The 18,943-nt window shown below is 41.4% G+C and carries 15 protein-coding genes and 1 tRNA gene; 6 read left to right on the top strand and 10 right to left on the bottom strand.

From position 1 onward, the window contains the following. Window positions 1-86: 86 nt before the first annotated feature. The gene (locus tag PL9631_RS08155; protein ID WP_083618822.1) at window positions 87-995 is read right to left on the bottom strand and encodes an alpha/beta fold hydrolase; all 909 of its coding nucleotides are present in this window, start codon (window positions 993-995) and stop codon (window positions 87-89) included. A 152-nt stretch (window positions 996-1,147) separates the two neighbouring features. On the opposite strand from PL9631_RS08155, the gene speB reads away from it, so the two are divergent. After that, window positions 1,148-2,068, top strand: coding sequence for an agmatinase (speB, locus tag PL9631_RS08150; protein ID WP_083618819.1), 921 nt, complete (start codon window positions 1,148-1,150; stop codon window positions 2,066-2,068). An 81-nt stretch (window positions 2,069-2,149) separates the two neighbouring features. Here the strand turns inward: speB and PL9631_RS08145 are convergent, their stop codons facing one another. Next, window positions 2,150-3,217: a Gfo/Idh/MocA family protein gene (locus tag PL9631_RS08145; RefSeq protein WP_083618816.1), complete on the bottom strand. Its 1,068-nt coding sequence runs from the start codon at window positions 3,215-3,217 to the stop codon at window positions 2,150-2,152. A 407-nt stretch (window positions 3,218-3,624) separates the two neighbouring features. Here PL9631_RS08145 and PL9631_RS08140 point away from each other — a divergent pair, with 407 nt between their 5' ends. The 4 genes from PL9631_RS08140 (at window position 3,625) to PL9631_RS08125 (ending at window position 5,710) form a co-directional block, all read left to right on the top strand. After that, window positions 3,625-4,110: a hypothetical protein gene (locus tag PL9631_RS08140; RefSeq protein ID WP_083618814.1), complete on the top strand. Its 486-nt coding sequence runs from the start codon at window positions 3,625-3,627 to the stop codon at window positions 4,108-4,110. 135 nt (window positions 4,111-4,245) lie between these two features. Next, on the top strand, window positions 4,246-4,440 hold the full coding sequence (locus PL9631_RS08135; RefSeq protein ID WP_083618811.1) for a hypothetical protein: 195 nt from the start codon (window positions 4,246-4,248) through the stop codon (window positions 4,438-4,440). A 28-nt stretch (window positions 4,441-4,468) separates the two neighbouring features. Next, complete coding sequence (locus PL9631_RS08130) at window positions 4,469-5,515, top strand: M42 family metallopeptidase (RefSeq protein WP_083618809.1); 1,047 nt, start codon at window positions 4,469-4,471, stop codon at window positions 5,513-5,515. Window positions 5,516-5,637: 122 nt separating this feature from the next. Next, window positions 5,638-5,710 (top strand) — tRNA-Glu (locus PL9631_RS08125). 68 nt (window positions 5,711-5,778) lie between these two features. Here PL9631_RS08125 and PL9631_RS08120 read toward each other — a convergent pair. The 3 genes from PL9631_RS08120 to PL9631_RS08110 form a co-directional block, all read right to left on the bottom strand. After that, window positions 5,779-7,305, bottom strand: a complete 1,527-nt coding sequence (locus tag PL9631_RS08120) for an ATP-dependent DNA helicase (protein ID WP_083618807.1) — start codon at window positions 7,303-7,305, stop codon at window positions 5,779-5,781. Between the two features lie 40 nt (window positions 7,306-7,345). Then, window positions 7,346-8,905, bottom strand: a complete 1,560-nt coding sequence (locus PL9631_RS08115) for a pentapeptide repeat-containing protein (protein ID WP_083618805.1) — start codon at window positions 8,903-8,905, stop codon at window positions 7,346-7,348. Between the two features lie 75 nt (window positions 8,906-8,980). Beyond that, on the bottom strand, window positions 8,981-10,531 hold the full coding sequence (locus PL9631_RS08110) for a pentapeptide repeat-containing protein (protein ID WP_083618803.1): 1,551 nt from the start codon (window positions 10,529-10,531) through the stop codon (window positions 8,981-8,983). A 277-nt stretch (window positions 10,532-10,808) separates the two neighbouring features. Here PL9631_RS08110 and PL9631_RS08105 point away from each other — a divergent pair, with 277 nt between their 5' ends. Beyond that, window positions 10,809-11,705: a prephenate/arogenate dehydrogenase gene (locus PL9631_RS08105; protein ID WP_083618801.1), complete on the top strand. Its 897-nt coding sequence runs from the start codon at window positions 10,809-10,811 to the stop codon at window positions 11,703-11,705. A 58-nt stretch (window positions 11,706-11,763) separates the two neighbouring features. On the opposite strand, the gene PL9631_RS08100 is transcribed toward PL9631_RS08105, so the two are convergent. The 5 genes from PL9631_RS08100 to PL9631_RS08080 form a co-directional block, all read right to left on the bottom strand. Then, window positions 11,764-11,985 carry a hypothetical protein gene (locus tag PL9631_RS08100; RefSeq protein ID WP_231516675.1) on the bottom strand — a complete coding sequence of 74 codons (222 nt, stop codon included), beginning with the start codon at window positions 11,983-11,985 and terminating at the stop codon, window positions 11,764-11,766. Between the two features lie 366 nt (window positions 11,986-12,351). Continuing rightward, window positions 12,352-13,668, bottom strand: a complete 1,317-nt coding sequence (locus PL9631_RS08095) for a flotillin family protein (protein ID WP_083618799.1) — start codon at window positions 13,666-13,668, stop codon at window positions 12,352-12,354. A gap of 124 nt (window positions 13,669-13,792) precedes the next feature. Continuing rightward, a complete protein-coding gene (locus tag PL9631_RS08090; protein ID WP_083618797.1) occupies window positions 13,793-15,124 on the bottom strand; it encodes a flotillin family protein in 1,332 nt (443 codons plus the stop codon). 123 nt (window positions 15,125-15,247) lie between these two features. Further along, window positions 15,248-15,847, bottom strand: a complete 600-nt coding sequence (locus tag PL9631_RS08085) for an NfeD family protein (RefSeq protein WP_083618795.1) — start codon at window positions 15,845-15,847, stop codon at window positions 15,248-15,250. 135 nt (window positions 15,848-15,982) lie between these two features. Beyond that, window positions 15,983-18,943: hypothetical protein (locus tag PL9631_RS08080; RefSeq protein WP_083618793.1), on the bottom strand; the 2,961-nt coding region annotated here is incomplete at its 5' end.

Raw genomic sequence — 18,943 nt, 5'->3', positions numbered from 1 at the left:
GGGTTAAATCTGAAGAATTTTTTTTATTTTATCAGAAAAATGGGTTTTAAACCCCGTCGTTTGGGCTTTAGGCGGGTTAATTTAGGTTATTTATTATCATCAAATATTGTTACAGCACCCGCCCCGACCATCCAATCTAATAAAATAGGATTAACTAATTCTGGAGCTTCATCTTGGGGACAATGACCCACACCTTCTAATCGAATAAACTGTTTAACCGTTGAATATTGTTTAAATTGTTCTCCGAATTCTATCGGTTCCCAAGGGTCATCGGTTCCCCATAATATTATGGCTAAACAGGGTAATTTAGGCAATAAATCCTCCGGTAACGGCCCCTGAGAATAGCGGGTAAAGGCGGCAAAAACCTCCACCGCTCCTTGATCTTGGGCAGGTTTTAATAACATTTCTACTAATTCATCTGTAACGGCTTCATCCCGTTTATAGGCTTGTAATAATACTTTTTTAACAGTTTTTGGGGTTGCTAAAAGATTAAAAAAGAATTGATTAAACCAGGAATATTTTAATAACTCTTGAACCACACTGGAGCCATAATTTCGATACCAAGGAAGTTCCGAGCGTTTGCGATCGTGTAATAATCTTAAAGAACAGTTTAATAAAGCAACTTCTCGAACAATATCAGGATAATCAACAGCCGCTTGCATCACCGCAATACAACCAATGGAATTTCCCACTAAAAACACTTTATCTTGAACAATTTCTCGACAAAAATCAGCAATTTGTTCTCCCCAAGTTTCAAAAGTATAACCCATTTCTTGACTCGGTTTTGGTTTTGCTGACCCCCCAAACCCAATTAAATCTATAGCAAAAACTCGACAATGTTTTGCCAATTCAGGAATATTTTTTCGCCAATGACCCCAAGACGCCCCAAACCCATGCACCAAAACCACCGCCGGGCCATTATTGCCTTCGCTGACATAACAAATCGGGTATCCTTTCCAAAGCCAAGTTTGCGGTACAGATGAAGTGGTTAACATGGGGAATTATGAATGGGGAATTACGAATTACGAATTACGAATTACGAATGGTTAATGATGATTTATTCTTTAACTGTTATTATTATAGCAATAAATTATTCTATTTTCTGATTCTGTGTCAAAATTAAAAGTTGTTAGTTTCCTAAATTAAAATGACATCAACTCTCCCGACGACTACTACTATAGACTTTTTGGGTTCTGAAATTGTACCAGAATATGAAACCGCTAAAGTTGTGATTTTACCGATTCCCTATGAAGCCACAACCAGCTATAGAAAAGGATGCGAGAACGGCCCCGAGGCAATGCTGGAGGCTTCCCATCAGTTAGAATGTTATGACGAAGAACTTGATCGAGAAATCTGTTTTGATGCGGGGATTTTTACCCATGCTCCGATCGCAGATACTCGCCACGGAAAGACCGTTTCCGATGCCGAAATGTTGCGGGTGACTCAAGAAACCCTCCAGTCTTTAATTGAACAGAAAAAGTTTGTGATTTCCATTGGGGGAGAACACAGTATTACCGAAGGAGTTGTACAGGGATATCGTCAAGTATATCAAGAATGTTTTACCGTGGTTCAAATTGATGCCCATGGGGATTTAAGACATGAATATCAGGATACAATTCATAGTCATGCTTGTGTTATGCGTCGGGTTGTGAATATGGGATTACCGACGGTGCAAGTAGGAATTAGAGCCATTTGTCAAGAGGAAGCTGACTTAATTAAGGAGAAAAATTTAACAGTTTTTCGAGCAAGAGAAATGGCTTTTAATCTGGATTGGATTGAAAAAGCGATCGCCAGTATTCCAACAGAAAAAGTCTTTTTAACTATTGATGTTGATGGCATTGATCCGAGTTTAATTCCGGGGGTAGGAACTCCTGAACCGGGCGGATTAAATTGGTATTCTACCCTAACCTTTTTACGCCGTTTATTTGAGTCTAAAGATGTAATTGGGTGTGATGTAATGGAATTAGCCCCCGTGGTTGATTCAGTGGTTTCTGAATTTACCGTTGCTAAATTAACCTATAAATTAATTGGCTATCAAACCGTGGCTAAGGGATGGATTAAGGATTAAAAATTAAGGATTAATGCTTGAGGGTTGAGGAGAGCCAAAGCTGGTTAACTTCAGCCCCAAACCTCGCTTTTTTGCCTTCCCCTAACCGATGGAAACCGTCGAGGAATCAAAAAGATAGTCGGTTTCCGCACAATTCCAAGCCTTACCATCTAATGCCATTTGTTCAATCAAACTGGCTAGACGTAGGGCTTTTAAGGCTTGTTCTCCGCCTACAGAGGGTTGATTTCCTCCCCGAACACAACTGACAAAATGTTCTAATTCAGCGTGTAGGGGTTCGATATTGCTGGTATGAACTTTTTCAATTAATCCATCTTGGCGATAGAGAACTTGACCATAATTAGTAACATAATTCGCCGTAGTTTGTCGATGAATTAAAATTTCATTATTGAGAAAATCGGCTTCAGTTAAAGAGTTTTTGCAATGGGCAGCAATAGAACGTAATTTACGATGGGTGACTTTACTACTAATTAAAGTTGCTACCACCCCATTTGCAAAACCGAGGGTAGCCGTCACATAATCTAAATACCCAGAGTCGGAAGCTCGACTACCACTAGCTGTTAATTTAATCACGGGAGCGGCGACTAAATCTAACATCAAATCAATATCATGAATCATCAAATCCAAAACTACCGAAACATCATTAGCTCGGTCAGAATAGGGACTCATGCGACGGGCTTCTAAGGCTAAAACTTCCTCGGTTTTTAAAACTTTACTAAATTCTTGAAAAGCGGGATTAAATCGTTCAATATGACCCACTTGTAAAATTCGCTGATAGTCGGCGGCGGCATTGACTAACAATTCTGCCTCGCCAATACTCGCAGCAATGGGTTTTTCAATTAAGACATGAACCCCGGCTTGTAAACAGGCCATCCCCACGGGATAGTGTAACCGAGTCGGGACTGCGATGCAAACAGCATCTACTAAGGGCAAAAGGTCTCGATAATCTTCAAAAAACCTAACTCGGTACTTACTAGCGGTATCGAGTCCCCGTTCAACATTGACATCGGAAACTCCCACGAGTTCCACGTCCTTGAGCATACTCAAAACCCGGGTATGATGCTGCCCCATATTACCTACACCGATTACACCAACTTGAATCGGGTCAAGGTAATTTCTTCCAGTCATAGCATTTGAATATCCAAGGGACATCCTATTTTGCACTCCTCTACTCTCCTCCACCACAGAAATTAAGCCCATAGGCTGTCCATCAGTAGTGTAAATCCATCCAGATACTATCACAGCCTTGGATTTTGTAAAGAAATTTTAATCAGGGATTGGCAGTTGGGTTTTAGTCAGGAAGGACGCACTCCGGGTAACTTCGCCAACGCCTAGCTTTCACTATTTTTGATTCATCGAAGGTTGAAGCATTCCAGCTTTAGCCGGTGAGAGTGTCAATAAAGATCCGATTTATTTTATAATGTGTTTAGCTGTAATCCAGAATTAGTGCCTAACCCGTCCCTAATTAAATCAAAGGTTGGGAAAATTTCACCCATGAAATTAATCACGGGGTTAAGTATAAATTATGAGTTCACCCTGTAAAAAACTAGGTATTCATCATGACAGTTAGCTCATCTACACCAAAAAAGGGGGATGCCCCGAAGCGAACCGGTGAAACAGCAAACTCAAATCAAGATAATAAAACTGAAGCTGATCAGATTAAAGTAGATCTTGTGGAAAAAAAACCAACTACGGATATGAGCCAAGAAACAAAATTAGATATTGTGGACAAACCTGCAAAAAAAGGCTCTGAAGCCAATACTGCACCCACCCAAATTCAAGTCGCTTCAATGGCGACATATATGAATCGTCCCATTGAACATAGCTATCTTGAAATTTCAGGAATGCTATCACCAAGACGTCCTATTTTTAAAGCGAATAGTGCTAGTAATGTGTCTTTTATTCATTTAGAAGATGCGGTGGGAGGTTTAGCCCATCGCCCCATTGAAGTCAGTCATTTAGAAATTACTTCAATGATAATGAACCGTCCTATTGCCAATAATGATATTGATGATCCCTTCACTTTGATGGGATTTTTGGATTAAACTTCCAATTGAATCATTTTTCATAAAAATCGGGTTTCTGAACCAAGGCTTATGTTTTAATTCATGAGTTAGATAGCGGAAATCCGATTTATTTTATTTCTGTGTTCTTGGCTATAATTTCTATCTGAGCATAAAATGTTTGATTCCTTAAATGACCCTTCTGTGATTTTAACTTTGGCAATTCTTCATGGTGTTATCGGTGCGATCGCAGCTTTTGTAGCTCGAGAAAAAGGACGTAATTATTCCCAATGGTTAATCATTGGATTAATCGGTGGAACCCCGGCTTTAATTGTAGCATTATTATTAAAACCTACTCCTGATAATTCTTGATTGGATAATAGAATTAAGGACAGATAAAATGGATTATCAGACTTTATTTAATACAATTGAAATCTTGGTTTTGCAACATTCCCCCAGTGGGGTAGAAGCGGAAATTAATCAAGGTTTATTAGAACGATTTTCTCAACTGGGAGTAAAAGTTTGGCAAGATCAAGCTGATAATATTATCGCTAAAATTCCCGGTCAAACTTCCGAAAGAGCGCTCGCGATTACCGCCCATAAAGACGAAATTGGCATGATCGTTAAAACCATTGGAGAAAAGGGAAGGGTTGCGGTTAGAAAATTAGGCGGTTCATTTCCTTGGGTATATGGAGAAGGAGTCGTCGATTTATTAGGTGATCATCAAACTATTAGCGGTATTTTGAGCTTTGGATCTCGTCATATTTCCCATGAATCTCCTCAAAAAGTTTACCAAGAAGAAAAAGCCTTGAAATGGGAAGATACTTGGATCGAAACTCAATGCACCCGCGAAGAATTAGAAATTGCAGGAATTCGCCCGGGAACCCGGGTAGTTGTGGGAAAACACCGTAAAAAACCCATCCGAATTAAAGATTATATTGCTAGTTATACCCTCGATAATAAAGCGTCTTTAGCAATTTTATTAGCCTTAGCAGAAACCGTCAAAAATCCCCCTATTGATGTGTATTTAGTGGCTTCGGCAAAGGAGGAGGTAGGGGCTATTGGAGCCTTATATTTTACCCAAAGACAAACCCTAGAAGCGTTAATTGCCTTGGAAGTTTGCCCCCTAGCACCGGAATATCCCCTCGAAGGCGATGAAAAGCCGGTGTTGCTGTCTCAGGATAACTATGGCCTTTATGACGAGGGTTTGAATGGTCAATTGCGACAGGCGGCAACCACCGCCGGAGTGCCCTTACAACTAACGATTCTGAGTGGCTTTGGAAGTGATGCTTCTATTGCGATGAAATTTGGCCATGTAGCCCGGGCTGCTTGTCTCGCGTTCCCTACCCAGAATACCCATGGCTATGAAATAGCCCATTTGGGGGCGATCGCTAACTGTGTTAAAGTTCTACAAGCCTTCTGTGAACAGGATTTCAGCCTCAAATAAAAAAGATCAAAAAAAAATTTCCAAAAGGGTTGACACCGATAAGAAGATAGGCTACATTAATAAAGGTGAAAGGCAAAAGACCTAAATTCAAACGGGTCAAAGCCAACAACCAAACGACCTAAGCCCCCATCGTCTAGAGGCCTAGGACACCTCCCTTTCACGGAGGCGACAGGGATTCGAATTCCCTTGGGGGTACTAAATATAAAATAAAGCCTGGGATTAGTAATGAGTCTCAGGTTTTATTTTTGCGCTCAGAGGATGAGTTAGCCAGGGTTTAACCACAGGGTATCCAAATAATCAATCCGGGCGGAGGGACTCAAGGCTGTTAATACCTGTTCTCCGTAACTCCGATGGAAGACCCGACTATCAAATAGTGCCACAACCCCCTGACTATCCCGCACCGTAGCAACGGCCCGTTGGAGTTCACTTAAGGCTTTTGGTAATAAATAAAACCTGAACCAATCCAGATGTCGTTGTTTATAGTAGGCAACCTGTCCCGCCACTAAGGGATCTTCTAAAGAAGGGATGGGTAAAGTTGCGATCGCTAACAAATAGGGTGAGGGTAAACGGCTCTGATGCTGTCGCCAAAACTCCCAACCTGTAACTAAAACCCCATTTTCTGGTAAATCCGTGGTTTCTACCCGCACCCGCGAACCAAATTCCGCCGCCATGGCTGTACTAACTTGGGCTTTTAACGGAACATCTCCAATTAATAAAACACTGAACCCCCGTACCGATACACTCATACATAAAATAGTATAAATCTCTTTAATCAAAGTTATTTTATACTGAGGCGTATTCGGCAGGGGAAAACGGGATGGGATATAAAGTTGAATCAGTTGGCTTTGTCGATCTGGGGTAAATTTCACCGAGGTAATCTCCCCAAGTCCCACCAGCTTACGATAAATCGGAGCCTGTTTTTCCAAATCTAAAGCTCCTCCAATTAAGACCACGGGCTGTTGGGGCCAAATCCGACTTAACTCCGATGCCACATCCACCGGCCCACAAAAAAGAGAAAAGGTTCCTAATGTCCGATCCACTACGACCCATTTTAACGGTTCCGGTCGTTGCCAACCTTGCCAAAACCTCTGCCATGGAGCCAAGGTGGGCCCAACAACTCCATAGAGTTGCTCAATAATTTTCTGTTCTGGACTGTCCAAAACATAGCATTGATAGGGATTGGGTGGATGTTGGAATAAGATCCGAGTCAGGTGTATGCGGGTATCTCGAATGATTTCCGCTTCTTGGGGTTGCTGTTCCATGAGATGATTCCAGTCCTGGGGATGCAAACTAACGGTTAGGGTTTGGCGTGTCCAGGTTTCTAAATCATCGACCCCATCAATAACAGTGAGAACCTGGTCAGGAAAGCCGTGATCATTCCCGAGGCGACTGGATAACCAGGCTGAGGGGGTGGTGAGCAAGACCCCGGAAAAGCTATAATCTGGCCAGCGATCGCCCCTAAGAATGGGTTTATTAGCAATCAGGTCAGGATGGTTGAGGGTTTCTGGGTTAATCCAGGGTTGCAAATCCAGCCGTTGAAGTTCGTCCAAAATCCCATCGGGGGCCACTACAATTACCGGTTGATGCCAGACTAATAACGGTATCCAATAACTCAACCGATAGGAATGCTCATAGTGGCTGGGGGGAATCCCCGTTTGAATTAAAGCATCCCGTCCCAAACGTAACGCCCGAGCCACCAGGCGAGCCATCGTCAGATGATGGGGCCAAAAGGCTTCGGTCTGGGACTTGAGCAGGTTTCGCAATAAATTATGGACTTCAACTTCTATCAAATTCGTTCAAAAATGCAAACAGTAATTGTGAGATTCACCCTCAACGACTAAGATAATCAAAACTTTCAATAAAATCAATCACTTGTTGTAAATCCGGTAGGTGAGATTGATTAGAATTGAGGGTTAAATCAACATCAGTTTGACGACTGGATAGTTCATCAAACCGTTTCCCAAAATTAGCATTATTATGAACCAGTAAGCTTTGTTGGCTGCTATTTTTTAATAGGGTTTGAGTGGCGGATTTAAAAAATATAGACCGGGAATCACTTTGATTTTCTTTAACTAAGAGTTTAAATTCATTAGCTTTAACAATCACTTGATTCATAGCTGTTAAAATTTGAATTGTGCGATTTTTACCTAAATTTTCTTCTTTGATTTTTTTCACTAAATTAATAATATTTTTTTGAGTTGCCGAAGCATCATCAAAGGGAAAAATAGTCATACAAGCCAGGGGAAATAAATATTCTTCCCGTTCGACAACAAAGGTTAAGGTTGTGCGCCGATAATCAACCTCAATACTTGGTGGACGATTCATCACGGGATAGACTTGGGCTAATTTATAATAGATGGTCATTAAAGTTAAACTGGACTCAAAATCCAACGGAGCATCAATAAAAATTTGTACCAGGGGAAGACTTTGATTAAAGAACTTTTTCAGCGTTTCAGGATTAAAATGTACAACATGACTATGATCTCCATTGGGGCTTAAATCAATCCATTCACATTTGAGATCTTCGGCTTTTAAACTAAATCGATGTACTTCATAAAGTTTGGCTCCGGTTAAGGTGGCTCCCGATAAATCGGCCCCTACCCAGTCCGATTGAATTAAATTAGCTTGGGTTAAATCCGCATGAACAAAACTAGCTTTGACTAAATTAGTATTACTTAAATTAGCCCCAGTTAAATTAGCCCCGCTCAAATTTGCTTCACTTAAATTGGCTCCTCCTAAATTGGCTCCCCGTAAATCGGCCCAGCGTAAATTTGCCCCCCCTAAATCCGCCCCACTTAAATTGGCATGGGTGAGGTTAACCTGGCGCATTTCTGCATAGTTAAAATCGGCTTTGGGTAAATCGGCTTTAGTTAAATTGGCTCCCCTTAAATCCGCTTTCCTAAAGCAAGTTCCCACCCCAAAAATAGCGCGTAAATTCGCCCCACTTAAATTCGCATAGGTAAAATCGGTTTGTTCAACTTTGGCTTCTCTTAAATCCGCCCCATTTAAGTTAGCTTTAATTAATTTAGCTTTACTCATCAGGGCTTGAATTAATTCCCCCCGAATTAGTAGACTTTCAATCAGAGAGGCTTCGCTTAAATCGGCTCGGACTAAATTACTAACATTGAGGGTAGCTCGATCTAAAATTGCGTTACTCAAATTAGCATTACTTAGTCGAGCAACATTAAAATTAGCTCCGGTTAAGTTACAGCCACTTAAATTAGCAGCAGTTAAATTAGCCACCATAAAAGAAGCCCCACTTAAATTGGCTTGACTCAATTTAATCCGGCTTAAATTATTTTCATTCAGGTTAATTCCACTGAAATCTCGATCTCCTTCTTGATATCTTTTAACAATTTGGTAGACTTTTACTAATTCACTTTCTATCATAAGAGTGATCCTTTAACCCTGGTTAAATGAACGATTATTGATTCTCGGTTATGGGTTCAACATTTATAAAAAAAACTAAAATCCCCTAATAAAATTTAGGATACTTTCGGTGTCCAGAGGTTTAGGATTGAGATAAGGATTGTTCAGGGATTCTGAACTTTCTGATGATTCGGAAGAACATCCTAAACTTCTGCCGAAATAAGCATGGCTATGCAGGATTAAATTTTGATGACTAGAACTTCTGAGTAAGGTTCTGGTCGGATTGAAAAAGAAAGGCGTTGAGGTTTCAATTTCTGCTTGCGAAGATTGGGGAAGTTTAATATCACTCAACAAACGAATTTGTTGAGCGATCTCCACTCCTAATTGCACAATTCGATTAGATAACTGTACCGGAAAATGACCACAGTTGTCTGGAGTTAACTGTTTAATTGCGGTTTCAATTGCCTTTTGGGTAACATCAGCATCCCTAAAGGGTAAAATGGCAACATAAGCAACATTAAATAGTTGTTCATTGGATTCAATTTTGAATGAAATTACTGTGCGCCGGGAATTAACTTCCAAGGTCGGCGGCTGAGTCAGTAAGGAGGATTGTTGTTGCAAATAATGATAAATTTTAGCAAGAATTGTGTGAGCTTCAAATCCCAATCGGGTATCTACACTAATTTCCACGGTGGGAAAGGTAGCATTAAAAAATTTATTTGCTTCTTTAGAACTAAAGGTTTGAATCTGATTACTGTCTCCTAGGGGACTTAAATCAATCCAGTCACAGGTAATTTCTTCGGCTTTTAAATCAAAACGAGATACTCCATATAATTTAGCCCCGGTTAAGGATGAACCTGTTAAATCCGCTCCGGTACAATCGGAATTAATTAAATTGGCTTGGGTTAAATCGGCATGGATTAAAACCGCATTCATCAGGTTAGCACCACTTAAATTTGCCCCGCACAAACTCGCCCCACTTAATCGAGCTTGTTCTAAATTTGCCCCACTTAAATTGGCGCCATTCAAATCGGCCCAACGGAGATTTGCCCCCCGCAGATCGGCTCCACTCAAATTAGCTTTAGACAGGTTGACCTGTCGTAATTCACCATTACTTAAATTCACCCCTCTTAAATCGGCTTTGGTTAGACAAGCTCGATGTAAACTCGCCCTTTCTAAATTAGAACCAATTAAAATCGCATCGGTTAAATTAGCCCCATTCAAATTGACTTGTTCCAGGTTGGCTTGGCGTAGGGTTGCTTCTCGTAAGTCCGCTTCGCTGAGATTTGCTCCCATCAATAAGCCATGGCTGAGATCGGAACGCATGAGTTCAGCCCGAATCAGAGAAGCATTGATTAAAGACGCTTCTCGCAGATCTGCCCGAATTAAATTGGCAACATTGAGAACCGCATCATCGAGTCTAGCGCGGGTTAAATTGGCACCACTCAAGCGAGCAACATTGAGTTTAGCCTGAGTGAAATTGACATCAGAAAGATTGGCGCCACTGAGATTTGTAATGCTCAAAATGGCGTGACTGAGATTGGCATGACTGAGATTGGCTCGACTGAGATTGGCTTCACAAAGCAAAATCCCTGTAAAGTCTCTTGTCCCTGATTTATATTTGAGCAGAAGTTCATCGGCATCCATGCCTTCTAACTCTCCAAATTAGTGAGGTGGGTTATAGAAAATTATAACAAAATATGGTAGAATATATCCATATTATTCAATCAGAAAAATATCTATAAAAATATTTATTCAAACTTTAAAGATTTAAACAATCTGTTTTAAATTTAACTAGATATTCCAGAGTTTAATGAACAACTAAACCGTTTTAACTGAACTTGACAAAATATTGTAAAATTGAGCTTTAAGTGATAGATTTAATAACGCTTTTCCTTAACAGTTTTAATGGAGTCTTTAATTGATGAATATTGGTATTATTGGACTGGGTTTAATTGGCGGATCACTCGGTTTAGATTTATTCACCCATCGACAACAAACCCAAACCCCAATTCCCCCATGCCATTCTCCGGCATCCCCACCCCTATCCTATCGCATTTTGGGTATTAGTCGTAAACAACAAACCTGCGACGTTGCCGTTGAACGTGGGGTTGTCGATGCGGCCAGTGTGGATTTATCTTTGATGGGTGAAGCGGATATTATTTTTATTTGTACACCCATTGCCGCGATCGCTCCCACCATTGCGGAATTAATTCCCTATTTACAACCCCATACGATTTTAACGGATGTGGGTTCTGTGAAAAAACCGATTGTAGAAACTTGTTCACAATTATGGCCGAATTTTGTTGGGGGACATCCCATGGCGGGGAATACGGAAACCGGAATTGACGCGGCCCAACATCATCTATTTATTAATAAACCCTATGTGATTACACCTACGGATCATACCCCCCCAGAATCGATTAAAATTGTAGAATCTATTGTCAATTTATTGCAAGCTAAAATTTATCATTGTCAACCGGAAGAACATGATCGGGCCGTGGCTTGGATTTCCCATTTACCTGTTATAATTAGTGGCAGTTTAATTGCAGCTTTAAGATTAGAAGATAACCCCGATGTTGATCTATTAGCCCACTATTTTGCCAGTTCAGGATTTAGAGATACCAGTCGGGTTGGGGGGGGAAATCCAGAATTAGGATTAATGATGGCAAAATATAATCGAGAAGCCCTATTGCGATCGCTCAAATCCTACAAACAAACCTTAGATCAAATCACCGATTATATTGAAAAAGAAGACTGGCAAACCCTAGACAAACAATTACACCAAAACCATTCAGATCGACTAAAATTTGACTTCTAACCCGTAGTGAGTCCTTCAGGACTCTCTGATTCTATTTATTAGAGATTCCCCTTCCCCCTCAAAAACGACGATTAATAACTAAATCCCATAACCTTTGAGGTAAGTGAATTAAATGGTTTAAAAGTTCCTCGGGCCCAATTCCAAAAACAAGCTGTAAAATTAATACAATAATTGCGATCGCAATTGCCGTACTCACACTCGATTTCAACACCTGAACCGCCCAGGCAAACACCAACCAAGCCACCAATAAAGAAGCCAATAAAATAATTAATTCAATCATTATCAATTAAACTTGTAAGTGCTGGTGCAAAATAAATTACCTAGTTGAGAAAGGGAACAGGGAACAGGGAACAGGGAATAGGGAATACTTCGACTTCGCTCAGTAACAAGGGAATAGGGAATACTTCGACTTCGCTCAGTAACAAGGGAATAGGGAATCACCAAATGTGTAAATAATTATGTTTAGGTACTTAGAATATTGTAGCAAATATTTAAGGATTTCATATTAATTAATTGCATAAATATACAGAATTATACAAAAAAAATACCCAGATTATAAGGCTTAAAAACACCTAAATTCCCCGATCAGGGGGAGGAGAATACCTCGCCCCTAGTGTTAAATTCCTAGCCTTTTTTACAACAAAAATTAGGTGTCTGAATTGGATTCGGGGGAATTTTTGGGTATAGATTTTAACTGTTTAGGTACAATCGGAGGAATCGGTTGGGAGGGGGAATTTTTATGACCCATGGTTTCAATAGTTTCTGCCAAATCAATCCCCGTTGTTTGCTTTAATTCCGTTAAAAATGCCGCCAACTTTGTCGCAGTTCCTCCTTGCTGACTATTGATAACCGTAACATTATCCACTTCCACTTGAGGAACCGTTTCCACAATAGTTTTTAACAATACTTCTAATTTTTGATAAAGGAAAATCTCCCGGGCATTTGACCCCGCTAACTTCCAAGATTCAGCTAATCGTTTAGTCGCTTCCGCTTGAGCTTTTCCAGCTTCCAGTATTTGGGACGCATTCCCTTTAGCTTCAGCCATAGCCCGTTTACATTGAGCCTCAGCAGGGGCAACTACATCCGCCTGTAACTGTTGTTCTACTTGCTTAATTCGGGCTTGCTGAACTAACACCTGAGCCTGGGTTTTTGCCACCTTAGAAGCCGTTTCCGACTCCGATTCCGCAATCACAGCTTGTCGTTTAGTCACGGCATCTTTAACCCGTCTTTCTGCCTCGGCTTTGGCAACTTCAATATCCGTTTCTAACTTTTTCAAAGACGTATTTTTTTCATTCTCTGCGGTTTGAATAATTGATTCCGCATGGGCTTTAGCCTCAGCAATTCGAGAATCTCGGAATAAATCTGCCCGTTGTTTTCTGCCGATAGAATCCAAATATCCCACTTCATCAAAGATATTTTGAACTTGCAAGGTATCTAACACTAACCCCAACTTTTCTAAATCATCTTCTGCTTCCACCAATAAACTCTTAGCAAAAGCTAATTTATCCCCATTCACCTGTTCCGGGGTTAAACTGGCTAAGACCCCGCGTAAATTCCCTTCTAAGGTTTCTTTTGCTAATTGTTCAATTTCCTTCCGACTCTTTCCTAATAACCTTTCAATGGCATTATGAATAGTTGGTTCTTCCCCGGCAATTTTAATATTAGCCACCCCTTCAACGGTTAACGGAATCCCTCCTTTAGAATAGGCATTGGAGACTTTTAACTCAATAATCATATTGGTTAAATCCATCCGAAAAGCATCTTCTAATAAAGGAATTCTAATGCTACTTCCCCCTTTAACTAAACGATACCCAACGTCCTTTCCTCCTTCAACACTGCTACGACTTCCAGCAAAAATCAAGACTTCACTGGGTTGACAAATATAGTATAGGTTGCGAATAATTAAAAATCCCGCCCCCGTTCCCAATCCCAAAATCCCTAATAAGGCAATGATAATTCCCATGTTTGAAATCTCCTAAAATATGTTGTTGCGCTTAAGCGCAATCTTTAAGATTTAAAGCTCAACAACGTTAACTTCCCAAATCAAGATAAGAGGGCTAAAGCCCAACAACAGCCCAATAACGTGATTATTTTGCCGACAATTTAACCCCCAAAATATGCTCAACCGTTTCCAGAAATTGCCGAAAAATTTCAGGATAGATATTAACCACACCCGCCACGGATTTACCATCCCCACTATCAATAACATTAATATTTTGTAACTTCACCCGGTTAGGAACCTTCGCCGCTTCGCGGAGAATCATTTCAATTTGTTGTAAATTAAATAATTCCGAAGCATCTGATCCTGTTTCCTGCCAAACTTGATTTAATAAATCCGTTACCGTCGCCGCCGCCAAAGCATTTTCGGTTAAGGATGCCGCCTCTCCTCTGGCTCTTAATTCCTGCGCTTGACGTTGAGCATCGGCCGGTAAAACCTCATCGGATTCTAACCGTAACCGCTCTAATTCTGCGCGAACTGTTTGTAATAATTGTTCCGCTTTTGCCCGGGCTTCTTCCCCGGCTGCGGTGGTTCTTTCTTCTTCTGAACGGGCTTGCTGTTCTAATTCAGCTTTGATTTTTCTCAGTTCATTTTTCTTCTGTAAAACAATAGTTTGGGCTTGGGTCTTTGCCACTTCTGCTTGTCGCCGACAGTCGGCTTCAGTTTGTTCAGCTTCGGCCATAGCATTAGATTCGGCGATTTCCGCATCTCGCACAATTAAAGCAATTTGACGGCGACCAATGGAGTTAAGATAATCCACATCATCGGACACACTTTGGATTTTTAAAGTATCTAATTGTAAGCCTAATTTCGATAAATCCCGGGAGACATCTTCGGCGATACTTTCGGCAAATTGTAGACGATCTTCGTTTAATTGTTCTGGGGTTAAAGTTCCCACCACACCCCGTAAATTTCCTTCTAAGGTTTCCTTAGCAACCCGAGAAATTTCTGAACGATCGCGCTCTAAAAACCGTTCGATCGCATTTCCCACAATTTGTCGATCATTAGATATTTTAACATTAGCGATCGCCTGAATATTTAACGGAGTTCCGCCTTTAGAATAAGCATTTTTAATTTCCACTCGCACGGGCATTGTCCGCAAGTCCATGGTTTTGACGGTTTCTAAAATTGGAATACACATTGTCCGACCGCCAAAAATTACCCGATAACCCAGTTCCTGTCCCTCTTTATTCCGACGTTTGCGACCGGATAAAATCAAAATTTCATTGGGTTTACAAATTTGGAGAAAGGTATTCATAAACCACAGAAAAACAATCACACCAAAAATAGAAAGGGCGACGGGTAAAGCCGCTCCAATACTGCTAGAACTATTATCAGGAGGATTATCCGCGTTAGGAACCTGAGCAACTTCTGTAATCATTGATGAAGTGTGAATTTTGGGAATATAATTTTGGGTCATTTTTACTCCTGTGAATCAGTTAAGGGGGAACGGGGAAATCTCCATGATTAAAATTAGGGGATTGGGAGAGTATTAATTATCTATTATCTTGGATCTTTTGTGGATTCTCCTCAATCTTAATCCTTAATTCAAGTTTTCCTCGGAAATTACTAAGACCTTATTATGACTTCTACCAACAACAAAAACCTTATCCCCTTTTTCAAAGCTCTGGGTATCTTCGGTAATGGCGACAACATCTACCATGGATTCCTTCAGATATAATCGGACTTTACCTTTGCAGTTTTGATCAAAGGGAATTTCAACGGTTCCCGATAATCCAATCAGATCTTCAGATAAAATTAAACTATTGGCTTGTTGTCGGCGAAGTTTGCCTAAAATTCCGACAATTATGGTTCCAAAGCTAACTCCAATTCCTAGGGAAATAGCAAAAATTAAGGGAGGAGGCAAGAACGGATTAAGTTTTGTTAAAACAAATCCAGTTAAGCCAAAAAAACAACTCCCAAACGTCCAAAATCGCAAACTAAAAAATGGTAAGTGAAATACTGGTTTAGGGGATTTGCGATGGGTTCTGGTGGTGCGGGTTTCTGCGTCCTTTGCTGGTTCAGACAGTTCCACATCCATCTCAAAATGAGTATCAAAATCAATCCCGTCTAGTCCAGCAAAGACTGATAAAATTACAAAACCCCCACCAATAGCAAGACAGAATAGATACAGCGTCAGCATAATGGGGTTCCTATGTGCGGAAAAACCATTGAAATAATTCTATTGTGACAAAGATGGGAGAAAATGTAACTATTTTTGTTAAGAAAGTTTGCAGTTTGATCGGGATTAATTAGTTAAATTTCATTCCCTACTTGTCTACTTCCTTCTTGGCCAAGGAATTTGATCCAGTTCAACTAACTTTTGAGAAACCGCCACCGCCCCATATTGATTTAAGTGACTTGGATCGGAAAAATAATCATAGTTTTGTAACCATTCTCTGGATAAATCAATAAACAAAAGTTCGGTTTCTTGACTAATTGATTGCATAAAATATTGAAACTTTTCTTCGTAAGCCATCCGTACTTGATCCAGATAATCCTCAGTCAAAGGCATATTAACAAACACCAAATTTATATTTTTAGAGTCTACATATTCAATTAAATTTTTTAAAGCTGTGGTTTGTTTTCCCTCTAATTCAAAACCTTGATAATCCCCATCATAATAGCCAGAAACTTGAGAATGATTTTGATAATAAACTTCCGGGCTAAATTGAGTAGATAAAGGTAAAAATCCACTCGGTAAAAATTCAGAGGTTTTCAGCGATTGGTCATTAAAAGGTTCAGCTTCATCAACGGGGGATTCCATCTGGCTTTTAAATCCTTGTCCCCTGACTATGGACTGTAATAGAAATTGTAGGCGATCGCGTTTTCCATAAACTTTTGATCCCCCAACAAAATGTTGATTTAATTCCGTTTGAAACTCCTCAAAATTTAACTCCCCCTGACGAAATTTTACCGCCAAACTTCCTAAAGTAGATTGCCAATTTAGAGCCGATGGTTCCTGATCCGGTAAAGAATTGCCCTGGGGAGTCTCTATTTGAAATGTTCCCTGGGAAATTTGTTGATAACCTTCCGAGGCAGAAATTGTTTCATAGGTACGATCAACTCGACCACTATTAAGAGCGCGCACCCCATCGGCTAGAATAATTAATTGAGGTAATTGTTCCGGGGGTAAAATCTGACGAATAATTAAATCAACGATTTGTAAGGTTGCCCCATTTACCCCAAAATTATAAACTTTTAATTCCCCATAACCTCGGGCTTTCAACTCCGTTTCTAAAACCTGCGGATCAATCCCCCGTAAAGCCCTAGAACTGCCAATAATCAGAATATCCGGGGGGCGTTTTTCCCTTAAAATAAAATGTTGATATCGAGCCAACTGCTCATCTAATTGGGGGCTTTTAAAAGTTGGATAAAGCAATTGGGCTAACTTACAGGCTTGTAACCCTAACTTTGTATCCGATAAATTGCATTTTGGCGTTTTTCCGCTAGAAGAAATAAAATTACTTCCATTAAATACATCATTTTCCGAGGAATTGGCTTGAGTTTCCCTCAGATCGGAAGCAACAACAATTTCTGAAGTTTTTTCCTCAAAATCAGTGGGATTAGTCGGCGGGATCACCGCTTCACCCAACCCATTGATTGGAATTTCCCCTAACCATTCCCCCAGGATTTGATCCACCTGTACAACCCATAATCCCCCCAAGGTAGCCCAAACTAAAGCCAAGGCAATTTTTTGATAACGCTGGATTTTGCTGGGGACAGAAACCATCATCGCCGCCCGAGGAACAAATAACCGGGTCGTGACCAACCCTTGGGCGAGAACTTCAGCCCCACGACCGAAAACCTCTCCCCAATTGGGATAGAGCAGGTTGAAGCGTCGGGGAACATCCGCTTCGAGATGATCCAGGTTTAAATCAGGGCGCAGGACTAAACCGTCGGGTAGGGATGACTTTTCTCCCAGGGTTTCGCCTTCCTCCGGGGGACTAACAAAATCCGGTAAGGTTGAGGGGACAGTATCAGGTTGACTGGTTTTTAAATAGACCCCATAGCGCCAGAGAGGCAGTTTCTGTCCTGAACGACGGCCATAAATTCTCACCCCGGAAATCCCACTAATCCGATAGGTGCGTAAAAATCGAGCAATCACCGGGGCCACCTGAGACTGGGACGGACAAGTAGCTCCCTCGGTCATGACGTGCAGTAATTCGGCTTTTTGTAATAAAAGTACCCCAATCCCGCCCGTGGCTAGTTTTAGCTCTAAATCGGGATTAATTAAACGACTCAGAACAAAACGCAAGGCGGAAAGATTCCCTTGTTGGGCTAAGGTTAGGGCCGTGGGCTGGAGGTCAGAATGTTGGGCGGCGGGTAAATTTAACCAATCCACCCAAATCGGAGCGCCCGGTTTAGGTTGGGTGGCGGTGGTTTCTAAACCATAGACCGTGGCGGCGGAAATTCCTTGAGGAGCCAGGATATCCAATAGGGGGATAACAATATCCATCACCGTCTGTTTATCGGGAACCTGACGCCTGCGGCTTTTGGTTGCACCGTTCGGTTGAAGGCAATGACAGAACAGATGCAGGGTGGATTCTTTCAGGGTAGTTCGGACTTCTACCTGAAACTGACTCAATTTGTCATTCAGTAAGCGGGCGATCGCCTGTTCATCTCCCCAGCGTCCCCACTGTTTGAGAATCCGATCCGGTGGGGTTAAATCAATCCGTAACATCCAGTCCGGGGTAGATTCCCCTTGGACTTGCAACAAAATACAAGCATCCCGGAACCCTTCAAGCTGCAACTGTCGCAACCGTTGAGCAATGGGTTGGGCTAATAGGGAGGGATCGGGACTATAGGCCGATTCACACAACACCCACAGCCGCCGCCCCGATGGATTGGTTTCGGGTAGGGCTTCGGTTTTTTTCCCTTTCGGGGATTTTTCCCGAATTGTAACTTTCACCCCCACCCCCAATCCCCCTAAAATCTCGCTGAGGTAGCTGGCGATCGCATCGGGATAACCCTGGCGCGCCAAACTTTCAGTCGAAACCTCAATGGCGACAACTTTTGAGGGTTGCTGATCGGTTATGGACGGTTGTGTATCAACGGCCGATGGTGGTGTAGGAGCGGTTAACTCCTGGGTATCAGGGAGGGAGGACGCTCGCACTGCTTCGGATGCTTCGGTGTGAAATTCCAAAGGCATAGAACTGAAGGCCAGACCTTCATCGGCAAGGGAAGAAAATGGTTCAGGTTCAGGTTGAATCGTCTCCTCACCCCCCCCTGCTTCCCC

It is taken from the genome of Planktothrix paucivesiculata PCC 9631, assembly GCF_900009265.2.
In the GTDB taxonomy this organism is placed as follows: Bacteria; Cyanobacteriota; Cyanobacteriia; order Cyanobacteriales; family Microcoleaceae; genus Planktothrix; species Planktothrix paucivesiculata.
Note: the sequence above shows the minus strand (reverse complement) of the source record. Positions and strands in the feature narration are given on the sequence as shown.